The sequence below is a fragment of the Bradyrhizobium sp. SRS-191 genome (assembly GCF_024586915.1).
Lineage (GTDB): Bacteria > Pseudomonadota > Alphaproteobacteria > Rhizobiales > Xanthobacteraceae > Bradyrhizobium.
Map to the genome: position 1 here is coordinate 154877 of NZ_JANBVS010000007.1, position 18874 is coordinate 173750.

An 18874-nucleotide genomic window follows, 5' to 3' on the forward strand; every position below is an offset into this window, starting at 1 on the left:
TGCAAAATCGATGGCGCTTGTCTGAACAGCAGGCGCCAAGTCTGATCAGTCAAAGCTAAAAAGGTCGCCGAGTTCTTTGAGCATCTTGGGCCACTGCTTCAAGAAGCGAGTTGCCTCACGTATGTCCGTGCCGCATGTCACGCGGGCCGTGCCATGATCGACTTGATCGACAAGAATTTTCCAACCGTTATCTCGAAGCAATCTTTTTGCTTGATCGAATGACTTGGAGAGGTATTTTGCGATGTGCTTGCGATTCTCGTGACCTTGAGCCGTAAAAGTAATGACAAGTTCAAGACCTGAATCATCTTCAACGCATCTCATTACGAACTCTATGCCACTGGCGAGTCGACGCGTCGCGTTCGATTGATCATCATTCCACTCATAATCTCCTGCAAATGCATCAAAGAACAGTCTTTCGGCGATCAACTCCGCAGACTTAACCAGATCGGGCATTGTCAAGCATTGGTGAATTCTCGAAAGCTCAAACTCCATCTCGCCCATATCTGGACGTCGAACTTGCTCGCTATCTGTCCCTGTTGCAATTAGTCGCGCAACGCGTCGCCTTAGGGATGTCCAATCTCCCAAGCCGGCTGACGGTAGCCTCGAATAGATGATTTTCATCCACTCTGGCTCGCGATGTTCGCCCAATCCCGGGTGCAAGCCTGTCAACAGATGATAGAGTGTCATTGACAAGCCGAAAGTATCTACGGTTGCGCTACGCGAGGTCGACCCCCGATTGGCGCCTCTTTGCTCGGGCGATAGATATCCCATCGCTTGCATAACGTGAGGTGCGATAGTGTTTCCGATTGCGCCGACGTGCCAGGAGAGATCAAAATCTAATACGGTGACCTCTCTAGGGTTAGGCGTATAGAGCCCTCGCAACATAATATTTGCGGGCCGGATGTCTCGATGAAGAACCCGCTCGGGCAGCAGGTGCCCACTTTTTACAATTCTCGCAACATCTCGGCAGATGCCGATTATTTCAATCCAGCCGTCAAGAAGGGAAGCTGCCTTAGCCTCCTCCAAATTTCCTCCTTCGACAAACTCCATGATTATGGACGGCGGAATTTCGAGCGCTTGATCAAGCTTCACGACTCCAGCTACTCTAGCTTTGTCCATGATCTTCATGGATGAAGCTCCGCGGCGGAAGCACTGAAGCATGGTTTCATTGGACATAACTTCGTTGCGCAGAATTTTAATGGCGCGAAAGGATCCGTCTTTTGCTACAGCTTTGAACACCGTTCCAAAAAGGCCGCTGCCAATTCTGTCAATGATTTTGAAGTCAAAGAAATTGTTGAACGGCTCGGCTACGTCGACATACCTTGCCTTGTGCATGGCGAATTTGTACTTACTCAAGAACGCATTGTATTCCTTCAGCTCAATCTCTCCAGCGCCGGCAAAGCGCGCAGCGTACGTATTAAGCTTTAGGCGTATTTCATTCGGCGCAAGTTTCTCCAGATCGTCTGGCGATTCAATGCTATGAGAGATGCCATACGAAGATGTAGTAATTGGCGGAAGCGGTTCATCTACAGATTTAAAGTCACGAAGGAATTTGATTGCAGAATCTATTGGTGCTTGGTGTCCGTGACCCGATTCATAGCGAATAACGAGCAGGTTGTTGTTTTCGGCCCAAGAGTCAGTCGTGGTGTCCGAGCGAGAGGTCATCCAGAAGTGGTTTCCCGGGTCAATTCCTTTAGAAATTAGTCGATGCAGTATTCCCCCGGCCGCAATGTCGTCGGCGCTGATTCCAAGGAAAATGATTACGTGAGTGGTGAAAACGGTGTTTACGAAATTCAGGTATGCCGTGTCATCGAGTAGCCTGTTTAGATGTCGTTCCGTCAGAACCCATGTAGAAACATCGTCATAAGAGCCGTGCAGCGCTGCAAGAAAGTGCTGTTTCGGGTTCTTGAGGATGTGAGCTTTCTGTCCGACGTCTCGTGATGTAATCGAGGTCAACGACCGTTCGCTCGCGAATGCGCGCCGCGCGAAGATGTCTAAGTTGAGACTTATTACTCCCCGAACGTTCAGCTCCCATATCCCTTCATATAACTTTGGAATAGGAAGAGTTGCGCTTGGAGCAAATTTCTCGAGGATTGCCTCTCTGAAGGTCGCAAAGCCTATCAAGTCTTCTAGGCGAGAGAATTGGGCCCACAGGGTTGGTATTTGTTTGACTGAACGAAGGTCTGCAAGCTTCTTTGCGCGCTGATCAAGGTCGAAGGTTGCGAATTTGGACTCGCCGACTCGTGTAAGGTGGTCTCGCAACTGCAGCCAGTTTGGCATTCCTGCAGGAGCGCTTAGCCCCGCTCCGACGAAGAATACAATTGGCTGCGTTCTTTCTGCGTAAACAGCGGCAAGTCGACGAAACGCAAATTGCTTATCATCGAAATCCATTTTGCGTCCTGAAATTGGTTTGATTTACAACTGTAACGCTTTGTTTAATGTTGTTTCAACCGTGTCATTCCACCGTTTCCGAGCAAGTTGCTCGCAACGAGGGATTGGTGCGGCGCAAAATATCGAGAGCCTCCTGGAAAGCAGGAGGCAGCCAACGAAGCTAAGAACGCTGCAGTCCGGATTTCCGTGACAGCGCGTAGGGCGGATTAGCGGAGCGTAATCCGCCCTTCTTCCCAGGCGCAATGATTGCTCTCAGCTTTTGCGCCGCGCTGGGCGGTCATTTGAAATGTATGTCCAATGAGGGTGACAGTGTTGGGAACGCTGCCGAGCACGGTCCGCGCAACCTTCGTAAGCTTGATCTTCGCCGATTGAGATCCTTGTTCGCGGCGAGGGGCAGTCGGCCTTCAATACGCCAGCCGACCATAAAGCTCCGCGAACGGCAGCATGACGTGACGGCGATAGCCTGGCCGTTCCTGGAGGCGGTGGTGCCAGTCCTCGACGCGCGGCACGTCGGGACGTGGAATCTCCATGTTGAAGTAGCGATGAAACGCTGTGCCGATCGCGATATCGGCGAGCGTCAGCTCAGCGCCTAGAAGAAATGGCTTATCCCCGATGACGCGGTCGAGCAGCATCATGTGCCGGCTGCAGGCGGTGAACTTGGCCTTGACGGCGCTCATGTTCCGCTTCTCGGCGGGCGTTCGGTACCAGCCCCAGAAAATACCGTTGAGAAAGTCCGGTTGCAGCGAGGTCGCATTCCAGTCGAGCCAGCGGTCCGGATGCGAACGCGTCGCCGCATCCTCCGCCCAGAACTGCGGTCGCCCATACATCGCCCCAAGATAGCGGAGAATGGCCTGCGATTCCCACACCACGGTGTCGCCGTCCTTGATGACTGGCACGCGACCATGGGGATTCATCGCCAGGAAGGTCGGCGCATCGAGGCCGCCGAAATCACCGCCGCGCTCGATATGCTCGTGCGGCAAACCAAGCTCTGCCACGAGCCACATCACCTTCTGTAGATTGTAGGAGCTCTTACGCCCGTAGACGGTCAACATGGGCAGGTCCATCCGTTGTCGCGATGAGGAGCGGAGCTGCTGCCCGAGCATCGCGCGCGATGAAGGCACTTCGTAGCGGGTCCGAGGCTCGGCCGCAAATATCTACCCGCGCGGAGTTGCCGTGACGGGTTGAGAATCCCTGTGGTGAGGCGGGGATTACGCTGCGCTCATCCGCCCAACGAGCTCTTTCCGAATCGGCAGGCGCGGTGCAGAACAAGCGTGTTGTCGGCCGGCGAGCGGACGCCGTCGTGAATGCCGAATGGTGGTGCCGCTGTGTTGGCCATGTCTTCCCTCGGCCATGTCCTCCGTCGGCCGTCTTCCTTCGTCTTTTCCGAGCCTGCGCGGCGTATCCGGTGGCGTGAGAGTCTCAACCGAGTGGCGCGCGCCACAGCCAAGGGCATCCGCGCGCAAGACAGGGGAAATCGGGTGACCGTCGTTTCCGCCTCACAACGCAACCGCCGCCATCCGCGTCCCGCCCGAGTGCTGTGCGGACTCGCCCTCGCTCAGCTGTTATCGACCGCCGCGGCGGCCGATGATCGCGGCCCTGCGGCTGCGCGCGCTTCCACGCACGACGAACGCCCGCTCTCCGGCCCGTCGCCACCGTCAGAGCCGCAGTCCCGCTGGACCCTGTCCGCGGAGACGATCCTGCTGGGCCGCTCGGGCACATCGCATCAGCCGCTGGTGTCGCTGGTGCCCGGCAACGTGCCGTGGCTGACACTGACCGGCGCCAACACGAGCAACACCCCCGGCGTCGAAGTCCTGAACAGCAGCCAGCTCGGCCAGCGGCTGGCTGCGGGGGCGCGGCTGAGCCTCGCTTATCGCGATCCGGCGGGTTACGGGCTCGCGCTGTCCTATGTCGGCGTGCCCGGCTTGAAGGCGGTCAGGTCGACCGGGCCGGAGATTCCGGCGCAGTGGCTGGTCATGAAGGCGCCCGGAAGTTTTTGGCAGACGCAGGACTATTCCTATCAGTCGATGGTGTGGCGGGATGATACTAGGCTGCACAGCCTCGAGGCCGAGGCGCGAGTGGAGCTGTCGCCGCGTACGACGCTCTCGCTCGGCGTCCGCTGGCTGCAGCTGCGCGATCAGCTGCAGGGGACGCTGACCCCGGATGATCTCGGCGAGCCCGCCTGGAAGCTGCTCGGCGCGGTCACGTTGCCCAACGCGGTGCCGCTCGCGAACAGCGCGGTCGTCGTCAATCCGCCGTTCTGGACCACCACGACGGTGAACAATCTCTATGGCCTCCAGGTCGGTGCGAGATCCGAGCTCTGGCAGATCGGACGCTTGTCCGTGGAGGGCCTCGTCAAGGCTGGCCTCTACGACAACCGGTCGCGGCAGACCACTGTGGTCAGCATGGCGAAGCAGCTCTACCCGGCCTCCGCCGCCACCAGCGCCGCCGCCTTCGTCGCGGAGGGCCGCCTGGTCGCAAAATATCGGCTGACCGGCAGCGTCACGCTCAAGCTCGGATTCGACGCGCTGTGGTTCGATGGCGTTGCGCTGGCGCCGGCGCAGATTCAGAAGGTCTCGACCACGCAGACCAGCGTCAGCGCGTCCGGTGTCGACCACCGCGGGACGACGCTGTTGCGGGGCATGAGTTTTGGTTTGGACTATGCATTCTAGGCGCGTGAGGCGATGCCGCGGACAGGTTGCCGACGTTCCGACGACCACCGCAGGCGCCGCGATCCCGGTCTCACTCTCCCCTGGAGGGCAGGGCGATTGGCTATGGCTCGGTACTCCTCAGGGGCCTCATGGTTCGAGACGCGCCGAAGCCGGCGCTCCTCACCATGAGGGTCAAAAGCCAAGGCGGCACTGCACACCGGACCATGACCACGCCGAGAGGCGTGTTCATGGAGAGGGTTGAGTACCCCCGCCGCGAAACAGGCCTCATCCTGGGGAGCCCGCCGCAGGCGGGCGTCTCGAAGGACGGTGTCAGGCGTGCTGCCGGCTGCGAGCTTTGCTCATATCCCAGAGCCCTGCCTCCAGGGAAGGGAGGCAGCGGGGCTGTCGCGACGAGCGATCCAGCGAGTTGTTATTCCGTCATGCCCGGGGCGATGTCGATGTGACCTCTCTCACAGCCCGCCACGCAGATGCGCGGCAATGTCGTCCCATGTGGTCCTGGCACGCCGAACAAGGGAGCTGATGACATGCGCTGGAGTGACTCAGTCAAGGGATGTGCGGTCGTCCTGGTAGTGTCCGTTGCCGGGTATTTGTCCACGACCTATGTCGACCACCGATTTGCCGCGCTTGAAGCATCTGCGGACGCGACGACGAACCCACTGCCGGCGGGTTCCGCTTGCGTCGACGACGATGGGCGCTGGCACAATTGGCCATGGTCGAACGTGCCGATGCTCTCGCCGAAGTGTCGGGCAAAACAATAGAGGGCGCACGACATTTGCGGCGGACCCCGCGCGGAGCCGCGGGTGCCGGCCGCGCGGCAGGAGGCCGGTCGCGGACAGGATCGGCTCGCGATCAGCGCGTGAGCGTGCTAGGCTTGTGACGGCGTTGCATCGCGGCTGGTCATCCATCCCTGGCGCTCTCGCGTTGGGAGATGATGTGGAGGTGCCATGTTCGTCGACCTGCCGGGATACTGGCCGCACGAGCCGAAGCCGGAGCGGCCGAAGCGGCTGATGTCGCCGCGCCGCGAGCGGCTGTTGCTGGCGCTGCTCGGCTTCAACATGGTGATGCTGGTGGTCGCGCCGGTCGGCGGGGCGACCTTCATTCATTGGCTGATCGCGGTGCTCTCGCACTAGGGCTCGGTGAGGAGGGCCTGTGCGACGGCTGTGTCCCGTTCAGCTCACGGCATCCGGCGATAGATCTGCAGATAGTTGGTCGAGGGCCGGCCGCCGATGCGCCAGCGCATCGTCAGTGGGTTGAGCTCGACGGCGACCGTCTCCACAGGCATGAAGCGATGCGGCGCGAGCAGGGTTTGGAGCTCCGCGGGCTTGACGAAGCGGCGCCAGTCATGGGTGCCGCGCGGCAGCCAGCCGAGGATGTATTCGGCGCCGATGATCGCCTTCACGAACGAAATCGGCGTGCGGTTCAGGGTGCCGATCACGAGGATGCCGCCGGGGCGCACGAGAGCGGCGACATGGCCGATGAAGCGGGTGAGATCGGCGACGTGCTCGACCACCTCGAGCGTCAGCACGATGTCGGCCTGCTCGTTTTCAGCGGCGATGTCCTCCGGCAGCGCGTGGCGGTAGGAGACATCGGCGCCCTGCTTGCGCGCGTGGTCGGCGGCGACCAGCACGTTGCGCTCGGCGGCGTCGATGCCGAGCGTCTTGGCGCCGAGCCGCGACAACGGCTCGGTGACGATGCCGGCGCCGCAGCCGACGTCGATGATCTCCAGGCCGGCCAGCGGCAGGTTCGCAAGGGGATCGCGGCCGACCAGCGCGGGCAGGCGGTCGCAGAGATAGCGCACGCGCGCGGCGTTGAAGGCGTGCACCAGCTTGAACGCGCCGTCCGGCTTCCACCATTCCTCGGCGAGCCGCGAGAACCGCGCGATCTCGTCAGGGTCGACGGTCGAGGATCCCTCGGCGGTCGCGGCGAAGGCGGGCTTCACGGCATCCTTGTAGAGCATGGCTGTCCTTTCTCCGCCGGCATCCTCACTGCGCGAGGCGCAGCAGCACGCCGCCGCTCAGCACGATATGGATCAAGGTGAGCACGACCGAGGCGCCATGAAGGCGGGCGAAGCGGCGCTTCTCGCCCGCGTCGGTGGCGCGGTTGATCGCGGGCATCAGCACCTGCCGCGCCAGCACAGCGGTCAGCGCGATCGCGACCAGCGTGCCGCCGGCGAGCACGTCGCCGGTCAGCGCCAGCAGGCCGGCGGCGGCCGCGGTGGCGATGACGAACAGATAGAAATGCGGGAAGGCGCGGCGGATCAGCGTGCGCGTGGTCTCGAGGGGCAGGGCGCTGAACAGGAACGGCGCGAAGCCGAACGAGAACAGCGTCATGCCGCCGAACAGCAGCGAGGTGATGAGCAGGGCTGCGGCGTTGATCATGGGCTCCGCCTCAGCCGACGCGTGACCCGCGAACCGGCCGCACAGCGTGGCTGCGCCGGTGATCGCATCGCGGCTGATGATGAAGAACAGGGGCTCACCCTGCTGCTACGCCGGCGGTCAGCCGGCGGATCTCGGTCCGGCATCACGGCTGCGTGAAAGCGGGCCCCTCAGGCTGCGGGACGCGCGGTCGGTGCGAGGGGCGGACGCTTGCAGCGGCAACAGGACGAGGCGCTCTTGATCACCGAAAACGTCTCGGGACGGAGCAGCTACGCTCTACACCTTCATGTCGATGACGATGCGGCTCATCTCGTCGCTCGCCTTGAGGATGCGCGCATTGGCGGCGAAGCTGTATTTGGCGACGAGCTGGCTGATCATCTCCTGGGCGAGGTCGACATTGGGGGCGGCGACGAGGCCGTCCTTGTTGGCGAACGGCGCCGTGGGCTGGTAGCTCGCCGAGGTGCCGTTGCCGGCCTTGGTGATGGTGGTCTGCGTGCCGCCGCCGGCGACGTCGCTCTGCACCAGCGCGAGCGGATCATAGGCCTTTGGCGCCCCCGCCGGCAGCGTGCCGTCGGCATTCGGCAGCGCGCCGGTGCTCATCGCATTGGCGACGTTCGAAGCGGACACCTCGATCCGCCGCGAGGCCGCGTTCATGCCGGAGACTGCGTTGGAGGCGATGGGGCTCATGGCTGCTTGCTGACGCGTGGGACATGGCAGATAACCCCAGCGCCTGCGAAGCAAGCGTCAAGGCCGGTGACGGCATTTGAACGACGCAAGCAAGGTTTCATTCACCACTCGGCCGGCCCCGGCGCGCACCGGAGCCGCCCGCGCAGGCGATCGGCTGCGGCCTCTTCACGGTGGATTGCGCGGGGCCGCGCTTACGATGGGCCGCCTTTCGCGGTAAATCCGCCGGCAAGGGAGATCTCTCATGGCCAAGACGAGTGCAAAAGCCGGTCTCGATGACCATGCCAAGAAGCTCGCGGCCGGGTTCGCCAAGGGGCGGCTGCCGCAGCCGACGCCGGAGCTCGAGCGCTTTCTGCTGACCCACTCCACGGAGATCTTCGCCGCCGCCGAGGGCGTGTGCCGCCACATGCCGCCGGCCGGCGAGGATGAGGCGCTCGGCATCGGCTATCTGTTCCTGCTGCAGATGCTGCTCGCCGGGCTGAACGAAAGGGCCAAGCGCGGCGCCAAGGATGCTTCCGAGCTGATCGCGCGCTTCCAGTCGGATCTGGCGGCGCGGGCCAAGGGCGGGGAGATCGAGGGCACGCTGCTCGCCTATCTCGGCGGCGCCTTGCAGCAGGCCGGGATCGCGGCCTCTCCCGAGCTCACCGCCGCCTCGGCCGAGCTCGGCGACGAGGATGATGAGGATGGGCTACCGGAGGACATCGTCTCGGTGCTCGACGACATCCTCGAGGCCTGTGGCGGCGATCCGTTCCAGGTGGTGACCGCCTTCGCCGAGGGCGCGCATCTGATGCCGGACGATGCCAAGATCGCGCTGGCCATCCATCTGGCAGAGAACGAGCAGCCGGAGGCCCGTGCGGCCGCGGTGCTGTTCCTGCAGAACGGCAGCGCGGCGGTCCGCAAGGCCGCGGCGGCGGCGCTGGTCGAGCAGGCTTCGACCTTGTCGCCCGTCGATCTCCGCCGTGTCATCGCGATGCGCAACTGGCGGCCGGAGCGCGAGCGCACCGAGATCGACGCGATCATCCAGAAGGTGCGCGCCGCCGGCGTGGCCTGCGCGCCCTGGGCGAAGGGGGCGGTCGACAAGCTCAAATCCAGCGCCACCGACGGCGCCGGCACGCAGCTGCTGCTGGCGCTGTCGCCCGCCGACCGCAAGTCCCAGCGGATCGCGACGATCTTCACCCGCGACGGGCTCTCCGAGGCGATGGTCAGCGATCCGCAGCCGCTCCAGGACGTCAAGGAGATCATGGCCGGTCTGGCGGCGCACGGGCCGCTGCTCGATGTCAGCCGCAGCTTTGTCGACCGCATGATCGGTCATCATCTGGGGCTCACCGTCAGGCGTGGCGAGGTGCCGCCGGCGGGGCTGTTGCAGGTCGCCGAGACGATCGGCGGCGCCGAATGGCAACCGGCCGCGATTGATGTCCGCGAACTCCTGAACGAGCTCATCGCCGACCTGCCGGACGATTTGCGCGCGCCCGAGGAGATCGCGATGGCCCTGGCGGACAGCGGCGACCTCGCCGAGCTCGACGGCATCGAGGATTCCTGGTTCGAGGACGATGCCGAGCTGGAGCAGAAGGTGAAGAGCGCCAGCCACCGCGCGCGCGAGAAGCTTCCCGCCAAGCTGCTGCAGGACGACGGTGCGATCGGCGCGCAGCGGGCGCGCTGGGCCGAGCTGTTCGCGATGACGGCGCTGTGGATGCGCGAGGGACCGCGCGACGACTGGGCTGCCTGGGCCGAACTTACCGTGATCGCCCGCGCGGTGCTCGACGGGCATGATCTCGCGGAGATCGGGCTGATGCGCAACATCGCCGAGCGGACGGTCGCGTGCCTGGCCCGCGACGACGAAGACGACGAGCTTCAGGACGATCCGTTCTGATCCTCGCGCAGCAGCGCCAAGGCGTCCGCGACGTCATCGGCCTGTGAGACCAGCACATATTCGCCATGTGCCGCACGGACGCCGGCTGTGATCACCACCGCTCGCTTGGGGCAGAGGCCGAAGCAGCTCGTCATGATGGTGCGCGCAGGCTTGCCGCCGGACGGGCCCGCGCGCTTTGCGGCGCGCTTGATTTCCGTCTTGATGTCCTTCGCGTCGTCGCTGCGCTTCAGGCATTTGCGGCAGACGAAGATGGGAGCAGGGCGAGGCGGCCGGATGATGCGGGGGAAAGCCATGCCTTGCAGCTAAGCGGCCACGTCGTGCCCGACATCCTCCGATGACGCGCAGCCGCCGTGCGGCCGGCGAGGTTCCGCGCGGTGAGAGGGCCTTCGGTGCACACCGGGCTATTGCTCATGATCAGAGCATATGATCTGGTCGAGCCAGGCGTCAGGAGCTGGCCTGGGGACGGCCGCGGGGCGTGGTTCCCGAGCCCCTGACGGCCATGCCATAGTGTTGGCCACGCTCGCGCGCGGCGCGTGACGGGAGATCGGAAAGGAGACCGCGCGGCGTCATGGCCAGCGACAGTGACAAATCACGGCTCGACGACGCCGCCCGCGCCGGCTGGCTGTATTTCATCGCCGGCCATACCCAGGACGAGATCGCCCGGATGCTGCAGGTGTCGCGCGCCTCGGCGCAGCGGCTGGTGTCGCTGTGCCTTGCCGAGCGGCTGATCACCTTCCGGCTCGAACATCCGATCGCCTCCTGCATGGCGCTGGCCGCGCAGCTCAAGGAGCGGTTCGTGCTGGTGCATTGCGAGGTGGTGCCGACCGATCCGGCCGCGCCGACGGGAGCGGCGGGGATCGCCGAGCGCTGTGCCAATCTGCTCGAGACGACCCTGCGCGCTGAGACGCCGGTCATCATAGCCCTCGGAACGGGGCGCGCGGTGCGCGCTGCCGTCGAGCGGGTGACGCCGATCGATCGGCCCGAGCACCAGATCGTCTCGCTGGTCGGCAACATCTTGGCCGACGGCTCCGCCAGCTTCTTCGACACCGTCGGCCGGCTCGCCGACCGCACCGGCGCGCGGCATTATCCGATGCCGCTGCCGTTCCTGATGGGCAGCGAGGACGAGCGCGACCGCATGGTCCGGCTCGACGCCATCACCAAGGTGAAGGCGGTCGCCGACAAGGCCGATCTCAAGCTGGTCGGCCTCGGCCAGATGGATCAGAAGGCGCAGATGCATGTCGACGGCTTCGTCACACGCGACGAACTCACCGAGATGATGCGGCTGGGTGCCATCGGCGAGATTACCGGCTGGGCCTTCGACGCCAGGGGGCGCGTGATCGATGCCGGCATCAACCGCCGCCTGACCAGCATTCCGCCCGACGTGCCGGCGCGCGCGATGACCATCGCGGCGGCGCTCGGCCCGGCGAAGATCCCTGCCATCCGCGCCGCGCTGAGCGGGCGGCTGATCAACGGCCTGATCACCGACGAGGCCACCGCGCGCGCCGTGCTGGCGTAGGCCCGATCGCCGCTTTTCAATCTCAGGACCTCCATCTCTCGCATCGCACAACCTGTGCGCGACAACGCATGCTTGACAAAGTCTGACCGTTGTTGTGAACATCAGCTCAGCCCGTGAGCATATGTTCAAAAGACACGGGAAGGGAGGAGACCGTGAAGACCATCTTCACTCGCACGCGTACGCTTGCCGCCCTGATGGGCGCCGCCACGCTGCTTACTGCTTTGCCTGCATCGGCCGAGACGACCCTGACCATCGCCACCGTCAACAATGGCGACATGATCCGGATGCAGGGGCTGACCGGCGAATTCACCAAGGCCAATCCCGACATCCAGGTGAAGTGGGTCACCCTGGAAGAGAACGTGCTGCGCCAGCGCGTCACCACCGACATCGCCACCAAGGGCGGCCAGTTCGACATCCTCACCATCGGCACCTACGAAGTGCCGATCTGGGCCAAGAAGAACTGGCTGGTGCCGCTCGACAAGCTCGGCGCGGACTATGACGCTGGTGACATCCTGCCGAAGATCAAGGACGCCGTGTCGGTCGATGGCAAGCTCTACGCCGCGCCGTTCTACGGCGAGAGCTCGATGGTGATGTATCGCACCGATCTGTTCGACAAGGCCGGGCTGAAGATGCCGGAGAGCCCGACCTGGGACTTCGTGATCGACGCCGCCAAGAAGCTCACCGACAAGCAGGCCGGCACGTTCGGCATCTGCCTGCGCGGCAAGGCCGGCTGGGGCGAGAACATGGCTTTCCTGACCGCGATGTCGAACTCGTTCGGCGCGCGCTGGTTCGACGAGAAATGGCAGCCGCAGTTCAACACGCCGGAATGGAAGAAGACGCTGTCGACCTATGTCGACCTGATGAAGGAAGCCGGTCCTCCCGGCGCCAGCTCGAACGGCTTCAACGAGAACCTCGCGCTGTTCAACTCCGGCAAATGCGCGATGTGGATCGACGCCACGGTCGCGGCCTCGTTCGTGACCAACCCGAAGGAGTCGAAAGTCGCCGACAAGGTCGGCTTCGCGCTGGCGCCGAACACCGGCCTCGGCAAGAACGCCAACTGGCTGTGGGCCTGGAATCTCGCGATTCCCGCCGGCTCGAAGAAGGTCGATGCGGCCGAGAAGTTCATCGCCTGGGCAACGAGCAAGGACTACACCAAGCTCGTCGCCTCGAAGGAAGGCTGGGCCAACGTGCCGCCGGGCACGCGCACCTCGCTGTACAAGAACGAGGACTATCTGAAGGTCGCGCCGTTCGCCAAGATCACGCTGGCCTCGATCGATGCGGCGGATCCCAGCCATCCGACCGTGAAGCCGGTGCCCTATGTCGGCGTGCAATACGCCGCCATTCCGGAATTCCAGGGCATCGGTACCGCTGTCGGTCAGCAGTTCTCCGCGGCGCTGGCCGGCTCGATGACGGTCGATGCGGCCTTGGCCGCGGCGCAATCCGCCACCGAACGCGAGATGAAGCGCGCCGGCTACATCAAGTAGGCGCGCAGGGTCATCAGCTCGACACCAAACTCCTCCCGAGCTGATCACTGGCGGCCATCCCTCCCCACAAGGGATGGCCGCATTTTCTCTCTCGCGTAGACGCGACCCGTAGGGTGGGCAAAGCGCAGCGTGCCCACCGCGCCACGGCAAGATCGAAGATGGAGGGCACGGCGCTTCGCGCCTTTGCCCACCCTACGGATTTGATGAGCCGGGCACGGGCTCGGTGTGCATGACTGCGCTCTCTCCCCCAAAGCGAAGCGTAGCTTCGCCAGGGCGGGAGAGGGCATGTATGACAGCGCAACAAGCTCGGTTGGGTGAGGGGTATCTCCCCACAAATGGAGCTCGCGGAGAGATACCCCTCACCCGACTGCGTACGCGGAAGGGCTGGCGATGCCCTCTCCCGCAAGGGGAGAGGGCGCATTCACCGGCACCACGCCCGTCTCTTGAGCTTCAAGTGGTAAGGTTTGGACTCCGTGATGCACTCGCAAAACCATCCGTCGTCATTGCGAGGAGCGAAGCGACGAAGCAATCCAGAGTACAGCGCACGCTCCTGGATTGCCTTCTCCTTCGTTGTTCGAACGACGGCGGACACGTCGCTTCGCTCGCAATAACGGCGATTTTCATCAAGCAAGCAGTTCATCGAGCAGACGGACAGCAATAATGGCCACCCGACAAACCCAACTGCTCGCGCGGGCGCTGATGTCGCCGGCCGTCATCCTGCTGTTCATCTGGATGATCGTGCCGCTGGCGCTGACCATCTATTTCTCGACCTTGCATTACAGCCTGCTCGATCCCGGCTCCGAGAGCTTCGTCGGCCTGGAGAATTTCGAGTACTTCCTCACCGATCCCGCCTTCCTCGCCTCGCTGCAGAACACGCTGGTGCTGGTCGGCTCGGTGCTGCTGCTCACCATCGGCCTCGGCATTCCCCTCGCGATCCTGCTCGACCAGCCGGTGATCGGCCGGAATTTCATCCGCCTGATGGTGATCGCGCCGTTCTTCGTGATGCCGACGGTCAGCGCGCTGGTGTGGAAGAACCTCTTGATGCATCCGGTGTCCGGCCTTTTCGCGTGGATCGCGACCTCGCTGGGCCTGACCCCGATCGACTGGTTCACGGACGCACCGCTGCTCGCCGTCATCTTCATCGTCGCCTGGCAGTGGCTGCCGTTCGCGACGCTGATCCTGTTGACCGCGCTGCAGTCGCTCGACGAGGAGCAGAAGGAAGCGGCCGAGATGGATGGCGCGAGCGCGCTGTCGCGCTTCATCTATCTGACGGTGCCGCATCTGGCGCGGCCGATCACGGTGGTGATCCTGATCGAGACCATCTTCCTGCTCACTGTGTTCGCCGAGATCTTCGTCACCACCGGCGGCGGCCCCGGCCTGCAGACCACCAACATCGCCTTCCTGGTCTATTCGCAGGCGCTGATCCAGTTCGATGTCGGCACGGCGTCGGCCGGCGGCCTCGTCGCCGTGGTGATCGCCAACATCGTCGCCTTCTTCCTGGTCCGCATCGTCGGCCGCAATCTGGAGGCCTGACCATGGCGCGCAAGGTCACCGGACGTCATGTCGTGATCTCAACGGTCGGCGCCTGGCTCGCCGGCTTCGTGATCTTCTTCCCGATCCTGTGGATGGTGCTGGCGAGCTTCAAGACCGAGCTGGAGGCGTTCGCGACGCCGCCGTCGTTCCTGTTCTTCCATTGGACCACCGAGAACTACGTCACGGTCCAGGAGCGCAGCGACTATCTGCATCACGCGCTCAATTCGCTGATCGTCGCCGGCGGCTCGACCTTGATCGCGATGCTGATCGCCATTCCCGCAGCGTGGTCGATGGCGTTCTCGCCGACCAAGCGCACCAAGGACATCCTGCTCTGGATGCTCTCGACCAAGATGATGCCGCCGGTCGGCGTGCTCGTGCCGATCTATCTCATCTACAAGAACATGGGGCTGCTCGACACCCGCACGGGGCTCGTCTTCATCCTGTGCCTCGGCAACCTGCCGATCGTGATCTGGATGCTGTTCACCTACTTCAAGGAGATCCCGAAGGACATCCTCGAAGCCGCACGGATGGACGGCGCCACGATCGGGCGCGAGCTGATCTACGTGCTGACGCCGATGGCGATCCCGGGGCTCGCCTCGACCTTGCTGCTCAATCTGATCCTTGCCTGGAACGAGGCGTTCTGGACCTTGAACCTCTCGACCCTGGAGGCGGCGCCGCTGACGACCTTCATCGCCTCCTATTCGAGCCCCGAAGGCCTGTTCTGGGCGCGGCTCTCGGCGGCCTCGACGCTCGCGATCGCGCCGATCCTGATCATCGGCTGGTTCAGCCAGAAGCAGCTCGTGCGCGGGCTGACCTTCGGCGCAGTGAAGTAATAAAGGGGCTGAATCATGGGACGGATCACGCTTGAGGGTGTGCAGAAATCGTTCGGGCCGGTCCACATCATCAAGGGCGTCGATCTCGACATTCCCGACGGCGCCTTCGTGGTGTTCGTCGGTCCCTCCGGCTGCGGCAAGACCACGCTGCTGCGGCTGATCGCGGGGCTGGAGGACGTCTCCGGCGGCCGCATCCTGATCGACGGCAACAACGTCGTCGACGTGCCGCCGGCCAAGCGTGGCCTGTCGATGGTGTTCCAGTCCTATGCGCTGTATCCGCATATGAGCGTGCGCGGCAACATTGCGTTCGGCTTGAAGATGGCGGGGCTGCCGAAGGCCGAGATCAACCAGAAGGTCGAGGCTGCCGCGGCGACCTTGAACCTCACGCCCTATCTCGACCGCAAGCCGCGCGAGCTCTCCGGAGGCCAGCGCCAGCGCGTCGCGATCGGCCGCGCCATCGTGCGCGAGCCCAAGGCGTTCCTGTTCGACGAACCCTTGTCCAATCTCGACGCCGCCCTGCGCGTGCAGATGCGGCTCGAAGTCACGCGGCTGCAGAAGCAGCTCGGCACCACCGCGATCTACGTCACCCACGACCAGGTCGAGGCCATGACCATGGCCGACAAGATCGTGGTGCTGAACGCTGGCCGCATCGAGCAATATGGCTCGCCGATCGAATTGTATCAGCGGCCAGCGAATCTGTTCGTTGCCGGCTTCATCGGCTCGCCGAAGATGAACTTCATCGTCGGCGAGGAAGCTTCGCGGCGCGGCGCCACCACGATCGGCGTCCGGCCGGAGCATATCGCCATCGTCGAGGACGGCGGCGAAGGTTGGCGCGGCAAGGTGCTGATCGCCGAGCATCTCGGCAGCGACACCTTCCTCTATGTCGACGCCGGCGCGCTGGGCACGCTGACGGTGCGCTGCGTCGGCGAGAAGCGCCTCAGCGCCGGCGACGCCGTGACGCTGCGGCCCGAGCCCAACCGCATCTACCGCTTCGACGACAGCGGCCATTCCATCTTCGCATGAGAGGTGACGTCCCCTCCGGACGTCAACGACAACCACGGACCACGACGATGTATCTGGAAAAATTCAAGCTGAACGGCAGGACCGCCTTGATCACCGGCGGCGCGCAGGGCATCGGACTTGCCTGCGTCGAGGCGCTGGCGGAGGCGGGCGCGCATGTGGTGATTGCCGATCGCGACGCCAAGGCCGCGGCGGACGCGCAGGCGGCGATGAAGGCCAAGGGCTTCAGCACCGAGACGGCACTGATGGACGTCACCAATTCGGCACAGGTGAGCGCGGTGGCCGACGATCTCGTGGCGCGGCACGGCAAGGTCGACATCCTCGTCAACAATGCCGGCATAGCCCGCAGCGAGACGCCGGCCGAGACCGTCACCGACGAGCACTGGCTCAACGTGATCGACGTCAATCTCAACGGCACGTTCTGGTGCTGCCGCGCCTTCGGCAAGCACATGCTGGCGGCCAAGAGCGGCACCATCGTCAACATCGGCTCGATGTCCGGCTTCATCGTCAACAAGCCGCAGGAGCAGTGCTTCTACAACGCCTCCAAGGCCGCGGTGCACCATCTGACCAAGTCGCTCGCCGCCGAATGGGGCGCCCGCGGCATTCGCGTCAACGCTGTGGCGCCGACCTACATCGAGACGCCGCTCAACGCCTTCGTGAAGAGCAATCCGCGCATGTACGACGCCTGGATCGGCGGAACCCCGATGGCCCGCATGGGGCAGGTCGAGGAGATCGCCTCGGTCGTTCTCTTCCTGGCCTCGGAAGCGGCAAGTTTGATGACCGGCAGCGTCGTCGTTGTCGATGGCGGCTACACTTGCTGGTAAGCTCGCGTCAAAATTGACGGGAGCGAAACATGGCCAGGGCCTTTGTCGGTGTCGATGTCGGCACAACCAGCACGCGCGCCGGGATCTTCGACTGTCAGGGCCGCCTGCTTGCGGCAGCGCGGCACCCGATCCAGACCTGGCACGAGGCCGGAGATGTCGTCGAGCAGTCGTCCGACGACATCTGGCGCGCCTGTTGCGCCTCGGTCAAAGCCGCGTTGGCGGAAGCGGCGATCGCGCCGGAGCTGATCAAGGGCATCGGCTTCGATGCGACCTGCTCGCTGGTTGTCCTCGATCCCCGGGGCGAGCCGGTCACCGTCAGCGGCTCCGGTGAGTCGGCCCGCAATGTCATCGTCTGGATGGATCATCGGGCGCTCACGGAGGCCCGCGACATCAATGCGACCCAGGACGAGGTGCTGCGCTATGTCGGCGGGTCGATCTCGCCCGAGATGGAGATGCCGAAGCTGCTCTGGCTGAAGCGGCATCTGCGCGCGAGCTTCGATTCCGCCGGGCATTTCTTCGACCTCGCCGACTTCCTCACTTGGCGCGCCACCGGCTCGCAGGCGCGCTCGATGTGCACGGTCACCTGCAAGTGGAACTACCTCGCGCATGAGACGCGCTGGAGCGCGGACTACTTCCGCCGCATCGGGCTCGAGGATTTTGTCCGCGAGGATTACGCGCGCATCGGCACCGAGATCGTCGCGCCCGGCACGCCGCTCGGCCACGGTCTGTCGGCGTCAGCGGCGGCGGAGCTCGGCCTCGTCGCCGGCACACCGGTCGGTGCGGCGCTGATCGACGCCCATGCCGGCGGCATCGGGGCGATCGGCGGCCGCGCCGCTGATGGCGGCGATGTCGATGTCTGCGAGCGGCTCGCCTACATCATGGGAACGTCGGCCTGCATCATGGCGACCACGCGCGCGCCGTCTTTCGTGCCCGGCGTGTGGGGACCTTATTACCAAGGCATGGTGCCCGGCTTCTGGCTCAATGAGGGCGGCCAATCCGCGGCCGGCGCTGCGATCGACCATCTGCTGCGCTCGCATCCGGCGGCGGCCGAGGCCACTGCCGCCGCGCGCGCGGAGGGGCTCGACCTGATCAGCTTCCTCGAAAAGCGGATCATGGCGCGCACGACCCATCCCGGCGCCGCCGCGCTGCTGGCGCGTGACATCCATATTCTTCCCGAGTTTCTCGGCAACCGCTCGCCCTATGCCGATCCGGATTCGCGCGCCGTCATCGCCGGCCTCGACCTCGACGCCGATATCGGCGCGATGGAGCGGCTGTTCGTCGCGGGGTTGTGCGGCCTTGCCTATGGGCTGGCCGATGTGATCGATGCCTTCGCCGCCAACGGCGTCGCCAGCCGGACGCTGGTGATGGCCGGCGGCGCCTCGCGCAGCCCGCTGGTGCGCCAGATCATGGCGGATACGACCGGGCTGACGGTCGCCTTGCCCGGCACCCAGGAGCCCGTGCTGCTGGGTGCGGCGATGTTAGGGGCGGTCGCCAGCGGCGCCTTCCGCTCGATCGGCGAAACGATGGCTTCGATGTCGACGCTCGGGCGCCTCAGCGATCCGACCGATCCCGAGATCGCGGGCTTCCACCGCCGCAAGCGCCGCGTCCATGGCCTGCTGCGGACGCTTGATCGCGACAGCCGTTCCGTGATGCAAGGAGCGGGGGAGGGCTGACC

General features: G+C 64.2%; 16 protein-coding genes. 10 read left to right on the forward strand and 6 right to left on the reverse strand.

Going from position 1 to position 18874, the window contains the following annotated elements; all coding sequences use genetic code 11:
* Window positions 1–45: 45 nt before the first annotated feature.
* Together NLR35_RS15010 and NLR35_RS15015 are read right to left on the reverse strand one after the other, a co-directional pair.
* On the reverse strand, window positions 46–2391 hold the full coding sequence (locus tag NLR35_RS15010; RefSeq protein ID WP_257167303.1) for an SIR2 family protein: 2346 nt from the start codon (window positions 2389–2391) through the stop codon (window positions 46–48).
* A gap of 404 nt (window positions 2392–2795) precedes the next feature.
* Complete coding sequence (locus tag NLR35_RS15015) at window positions 2796–3443, reverse strand: glutathione S-transferase family protein (RefSeq protein ID WP_257167304.1); 648 nt, start codon at window positions 3441–3443, stop codon at window positions 2796–2798.
* Between the two features lie 426 nt (window positions 3444–3869).
* Here NLR35_RS15015 and NLR35_RS15020 point away from each other — a divergent pair, with 426 nt between their 5' ends.
* Together NLR35_RS15020 and NLR35_RS15030 are read left to right on the forward strand one after the other, a co-directional pair.
* Window positions 3870–5060, forward strand: coding sequence for a hypothetical protein (locus NLR35_RS15020; protein ID WP_257167305.1), 1191 nt, complete (start codon window positions 3870–3872; stop codon window positions 5058–5060).
* A 944-nt stretch (window positions 5061–6004) separates the two neighbouring features.
* Window positions 6005–6190, forward strand: coding sequence for a hypothetical protein (locus NLR35_RS15030; protein WP_257167308.1), 186 nt, complete (start codon window positions 6005–6007; stop codon window positions 6188–6190).
* A 44-nt stretch (window positions 6191–6234) separates the two neighbouring features.
* Here the strand turns inward: NLR35_RS15030 and ubiG are convergent, their stop codons facing one another.
* The 3 genes from ubiG to NLR35_RS15045 all read right to left on the reverse strand — a co-directional run bounded on the left by ubiG (window position 6235) and on the right by NLR35_RS15045 (window position 8122).
* Entirely contained in the window at window positions 6235–7017 is a 783-nt protein-coding gene (gene ubiG / locus NLR35_RS15035; RefSeq protein WP_257167309.1) for a bifunctional 2-polyprenyl-6-hydroxyphenol methylase/3-demethylubiquinol 3-O-methyltransferase UbiG, read from the reverse strand.
* Window positions 7018–7042: 25 nt separating this feature from the next.
* The gene (locus NLR35_RS15040) at window positions 7043–7438 is read right to left on the reverse strand and encodes a DUF4149 domain-containing protein (protein ID WP_257167310.1); all 396 of its coding nucleotides are present in this window, start codon (window positions 7436–7438) and stop codon (window positions 7043–7045) included.
* A 273-nt stretch (window positions 7439–7711) separates the two neighbouring features.
* On the reverse strand, window positions 7712–8122 hold the full coding sequence (locus NLR35_RS15045) for a flagellar basal body rod protein FlgC (protein ID WP_257167311.1): 411 nt from the start codon (window positions 8120–8122) through the stop codon (window positions 7712–7714).
* A 241-nt stretch (window positions 8123–8363) separates the two neighbouring features.
* Here NLR35_RS15045 and NLR35_RS15050 point away from each other — a divergent pair, with 241 nt between their 5' ends.
* Window positions 8364–9989 carry a hypothetical protein gene (locus NLR35_RS15050; protein ID WP_257167312.1) on the forward strand — a complete coding sequence of 542 codons (1626 nt, stop codon included), beginning with the start codon at window positions 8364–8366 and terminating at the stop codon, window positions 9987–9989.
* Here the strand turns inward: NLR35_RS15050 and NLR35_RS15055 are convergent.
* Window positions 9971–10282, reverse strand: a complete 312-nt coding sequence (locus NLR35_RS15055; RefSeq protein ID WP_257167313.1) for a hypothetical protein — start codon at window positions 10280–10282, stop codon at window positions 9971–9973. The two genes, NLR35_RS15050 and NLR35_RS15055, sit on opposite strands and share 19 nt — an antisense overlap.
* Before the next feature lie 275 nt (window positions 10283–10557).
* Between NLR35_RS15055 and NLR35_RS15060 the strand changes: the two genes are divergently transcribed.
* The 7 genes from NLR35_RS15060 (at window position 10558) to NLR35_RS15090 (ending at window position 18872) form a co-directional block, all read left to right on the forward strand.
* A complete protein-coding gene (locus tag NLR35_RS15060) occupies window positions 10558–11505 on the forward strand; it encodes a sugar-binding transcriptional regulator (RefSeq protein WP_257167314.1) in 948 nt (315 codons plus the stop codon).
* 194 nt (window positions 11506–11699) lie between these two features.
* The gene (locus tag NLR35_RS15065; RefSeq protein WP_257167468.1) at window positions 11700–12989 is read left to right on the forward strand and encodes a sugar ABC transporter substrate-binding protein; all 1290 of its coding nucleotides are present in this window, start codon (window positions 11700–11702) and stop codon (window positions 12987–12989) included.
* Window positions 12990–13649: 660 nt separating this feature from the next.
* Window positions 13650–14522: a carbohydrate ABC transporter permease gene (locus tag NLR35_RS15070; protein WP_257167315.1), complete on the forward strand. Its 873-nt coding sequence runs from the start codon at window positions 13650–13652 to the stop codon at window positions 14520–14522.
* A 2-nt stretch (window positions 14523–14524) separates the two neighbouring features.
* A complete protein-coding gene (locus NLR35_RS15075; protein ID WP_257167316.1) occupies window positions 14525–15355 on the forward strand; it encodes a carbohydrate ABC transporter permease in 831 nt (276 codons plus the stop codon).
* A 15-nt stretch (window positions 15356–15370) separates the two neighbouring features.
* Entirely contained in the window at window positions 15371–16378 is a 1008-nt protein-coding gene (locus tag NLR35_RS15080) for an ABC transporter ATP-binding protein (RefSeq protein ID WP_257167317.1), read from the forward strand.
* A gap of 47 nt (window positions 16379–16425) precedes the next feature.
* On the forward strand, window positions 16426–17199 hold the full coding sequence (locus NLR35_RS15085; protein WP_257167318.1) for an SDR family NAD(P)-dependent oxidoreductase: 774 nt from the start codon (window positions 16426–16428) through the stop codon (window positions 17197–17199).
* 29 nt (window positions 17200–17228) lie between these two features.
* Window positions 17229–18872 carry an FGGY-family carbohydrate kinase gene (locus tag NLR35_RS15090; protein ID WP_257167319.1) on the forward strand — a complete coding sequence of 548 codons (1644 nt, stop codon included), beginning with the start codon at window positions 17229–17231 and terminating at the stop codon, window positions 18870–18872.
* Window positions 18873–18874: the final 2 nt, after the last annotated feature.

What these genes read in the sequence shown, in the direction of transcription:
- NLR35_RS15015 (WP_257167304.1), bottom strand. Translation starts at nt 3,443, where the DNA reads ATGTTGACCGTCTACGGGCGTAAGAGCTCCTACAATCTACAGAAGGTG.
- NLR35_RS15010 (WP_257167303.1), bottom strand. Translation starts at nt 2,391, where the DNA reads ATGGATTTCGATGATAAGCAATTTGCGTTTCGTCGACTTGCCGCTGTT.
- NLR35_RS15080 (WP_257167317.1), top strand. Translation starts at nt 15,371, where the DNA reads ATGGGACGGATCACGCTTGAGGGTGTGCAGAAATCGTTCGGGCCGGTC.
- NLR35_RS15050 (WP_257167312.1), top strand. Translation starts at nt 8,364, where the DNA reads ATGGCCAAGACGAGTGCAAAAGCCGGTCTCGATGACCATGCCAAGAAG.
- NLR35_RS15045 (WP_257167311.1), bottom strand. Translation starts at nt 8,122, where the DNA reads ATGAGCCCCATCGCCTCCAACGCAGTCTCCGGCATGAACGCGGCCTCG.
- NLR35_RS15090 (WP_257167319.1), top strand. Translation starts at nt 17,229, where the DNA reads ATGGCCAGGGCCTTTGTCGGTGTCGATGTCGGCACAACCAGCACGCGC.
- NLR35_RS15065 (WP_257167468.1), top strand. Translation starts at nt 11,700, where the DNA reads ATGGGCGCCGCCACGCTGCTTACTGCTTTGCCTGCATCGGCCGAGACG.
- NLR35_RS15030 (WP_257167308.1), top strand. Translation starts at nt 6,005, where the DNA reads ATGTTCGTCGACCTGCCGGGATACTGGCCGCACGAGCCGAAGCCGGAG.
- ubiG (WP_257167309.1), bottom strand. Translation starts at nt 7,017, where the DNA reads ATGCTCTACAAGGATGCCGTGAAGCCCGCCTTCGCCGCGACCGCCGAG.
- NLR35_RS15070 (WP_257167315.1), top strand. Translation starts at nt 13,650, where the DNA reads ATGGCCACCCGACAAACCCAACTGCTCGCGCGGGCGCTGATGTCGCCG.
- NLR35_RS15055 (WP_257167313.1), bottom strand. Translation starts at nt 10,282, where the DNA reads ATGGCTTTCCCCCGCATCATCCGGCCGCCTCGCCCTGCTCCCATCTTC.
- NLR35_RS15060 (WP_257167314.1), top strand. Translation starts at nt 10,558, where the DNA reads ATGGCCAGCGACAGTGACAAATCACGGCTCGACGACGCCGCCCGCGCC.
- NLR35_RS15040 (WP_257167310.1), bottom strand. Translation starts at nt 7,438, where the DNA reads ATGATCAACGCCGCAGCCCTGCTCATCACCTCGCTGCTGTTCGGCGGC.
- NLR35_RS15085 (WP_257167318.1), top strand. Translation starts at nt 16,426, where the DNA reads ATGTATCTGGAAAAATTCAAGCTGAACGGCAGGACCGCCTTGATCACC.
- NLR35_RS15075 (WP_257167316.1), top strand. Translation starts at nt 14,525, where the DNA reads ATGGCGCGCAAGGTCACCGGACGTCATGTCGTGATCTCAACGGTCGGC.